General features: G+C 50.9%; 2 protein-coding genes and 1 pseudogene. All 3 read right to left on the bottom strand.

Annotation, left to right across the window (positions count from 1 at the left end; all coding sequences use genetic code 11):
- Positions 1 to 735 (bottom strand): annotated as a pseudogene (locus tag Q0338_RS08405) (hypothetical protein); the annotation flags it as partial.
- A gap of 150 nt (positions 736 to 885) precedes the next feature.
- A complete protein-coding gene (locus Q0338_RS08400; protein ID WP_298086357.1) occupies positions 886 to 2,136 on the bottom strand; it encodes a hypothetical protein in 1,251 nt (416 codons plus the stop codon).
- Positions 2,137 to 2,343: 207 nt separating this feature from the next.
- The coding region (locus Q0338_RS08395) for a polyprenyl synthetase family protein (RefSeq protein WP_298086356.1) at positions 2,344 to 2,702 on the bottom strand (359 nt) is incomplete at its 5' end.

Here is a 2,702-nt window from a genome sequence, read left to right as displayed (position 1 = left end):
CCTCTCCTGCGGCTGCCACGCGTCCTCGCCCCACGTAAAATTTATCTCGGTGCGCATTCCGTCCGCAGCCGTAAAGGCCGAGTGCTTCGTCTGCGGCACCCATTTGCCCTGCCACTTATAGCCCTCTGAGCTAGCATAAACGTCGCCCTTGTAGCGATATATCGATTTTTCGTACGGAGTCCATTTTTTGGCCTTGGCGCTCCACTCAAAGGTCGCTACGAGCGTGGTTTTGTGATTTTCGTCATAAAGTCTTTTGATTAGATACGTCGGCGTCCATTTGCCGTTTTTTAGAGTGAAATTTTGAGAGATTTCCGTCGCGCCCGTTCGCTTTTCGACGGTTTTTTGACCTTGGTTTAGCTTGCCGTTTTGACCGCGGGTGTCAATATAAACAAACGCGCCGTCCTTTGTCCTCTCTGTTTTTGAGAACCCTGCTTTGCGCCATTTTTCGGCGCCAAAGTCCCAATCGTACTCAGTGCTGCCTATCTCGCGCTCGCCTCTTTCGTCAAATTTGACAATGCTTTTCGTCCTGCGCCTACCGTCATCGCTGATTTCGTCGTAGATTTTTTCTAGCGCTCTAGCCTTCGCGTCGTAAGCTTGGCTCGTTTCGTATTTGTAGCGCGGTACGGCGTCGCCCTGCGTTTTATAGATAGTCTTTTTTAGGCAAATTTCGCCCGACGCAGCTAGCGGCAAGGCCCAAATCGCAGCCATCGCCGCCGCTTTCCAAAAAAATCTCACATTCGCTCCTTTTTAAATTTAGCCGCCCAAACGGCGTCAAATTTGATGCGAAAGCAAAATTTAACGAGCTAAATTTGACGCTCGGGCGCTCGTTAAATTTAACCGAATCCAAAGCGTCAAATTTACCGCAGTTAGGCCGCTAGCAAAAGATCATTTGACCCTTTTATACTTCCACGTCTGCTCTGAGGCGAGCTTAAATTTACCGTCTGCTGCGACAAACTGCTTAAAACTAGTCACCGCGTATCTGCTAGGCATCTCAAAGGACATCAGCGAGCCGCCGTGTCCGACGTCGTCGGCTAGTATATGCGGATCAAAGGTCGTCTCCAGGCGCTTATTTTGCACCCATCTTTTACCGTTTTCGTCGCTAGCTAGCTCATAGATATCCACGCTCACGTTATCGCCGCGCTCGTTGTAGCCGTAGACGAACTTCTCGCTGCCGTCCATCGTGTCGTATCGCTGCGTTAGCAGACGCTCGCCGCTCTTGTCGTAGATGCTGCGGTTGGAGTACTCCTGCTTCCACTCTTTGCGCTCTTTATCCCACAAAAACGCCGCCGTTTCAAAGCCCGCGCCCTCTACGACCGAGACGCTTTTGCTGTTGTTTTCCCATGCGTTTTGCTCGGCGTTCCAGATGAGATTTATCGTCACATCTTTGCCGCTAGAGGCGTCATAGTCGTGCTTTGACATCTCGTCATAGCGCCACGCGCCGTCCTCAAACACGCTTCTTACCTGCTCGTATTTGCCCTTCACGTCGCCCGCAACAGTGCTTCTTTCGCGGTTTTGCCACGCGCCGTTTTCGTAGTCCCAGCTCTCATAGCCGCGCGTCTGTCCGTCCGCGCCGTAGAGTAGCTGCGTTTTTGACTTAGGCTGCCATCTTTTGCCGTCCCAGACGCTAAGCACGATGAGCTCGTTCTCGCCGTATGCGTTCTCGACGGTTTTGGTTAGCGCGGCTTTTTGCCATTTGCCCTTTACTAGCTCGTATCTGATCTCCTCGCTAGCGTTTTTTAGGTACTTTGTGATGATTTTGCTAGCATTTTCCGGCACGCCCCTGATAAACGAGCTAGACTCCTGCGTGAGGACGCCTTTTTTATAATCGGCTTTGTATTCGGTTACTTTGATCCATTTTTTCGCGGTAAAATCATAGCTATAGGCTTCAAATTTCGTCATCTCGCCGGCTTTGTTGTAGTAGCTGATCTCTTTGTGTTTGCCCTTTAGGCCGTCTGCGAGCTCGGAGCTGCTAACTAGCTCTAGGCGGCGAGCCTTGGCGTCGTAGCTTTGCTTGGTTTCGTAGCTAGAAGTCGGCTCCTCAAAAGTTTTTTGCGCAGTGCTAGCTAGCATGTAGTCGTACTCTTTGGCAAATGCCGCCGCACACAAAAGCGCAAGCGATAAGGCTATTTTTTTCATTATCTCTCCTTTTGATGAATTTAAAAGATTATAGCATAAAAAGGACGCCGAATTTTGCCGAATTTACGGCGGCATCGGCACGGTTTGCGAGATGGTTTATTTATACCGAGCGGATAGAGTTTTGTAGTTATGGATAAAATTTGCAAAATTTGACGGCAAATTTAACTGCTCAAATTTGACCGAACAAAACGCAAATTTAAGCTAAATTTACCGCAAATGCTTGTCGACGAGGCCCGTCACGATAGCGCGGATACCCGCATGCACGCCGCCTAGCTCGCGCTCTATCTTTGCGATGAGTTCGTTTTTAGCCTGCACCGCGCCCTCCACGCCAAGAAGGTTGGTAAAGGAGTTTTTCGCGCCGTCGTTATGCGTCGGTTTGCCCGCCGTTTCGGCGCTTTGCGTCGCGTCGATGATGTCGTCTGCGATCTGAAACGCCAGCCCCAGATCAAGCCCGATGTCGTATATGCGCGCAGCCTCCGCCTCATCTAGTCCCGCCACGACGCAGCCTGCCTGCAAGCTTGCTGCGATGAGGCGCGCGGTCTTGTGGATGTGCAGAAATTTTAGCT

Source organism: uncultured Campylobacter sp. (genome assembly GCF_938018145.1).
Classification (GTDB): Bacteria; Campylobacterota; Campylobacteria; order Campylobacterales; family Campylobacteraceae; genus Campylobacter_A.
This window is presented reverse-complemented; position numbering and strand designations above follow the sequence as displayed.

Coding starts and splice junctions, on each gene's coding strand:
- Q0338_RS08400 (WP_298086357.1), bottom strand. CDS start 2,136: ATGAAAAAAATAGCCTTATCGCTTGCGCTTTTGTGTGCGGCGGCATTT.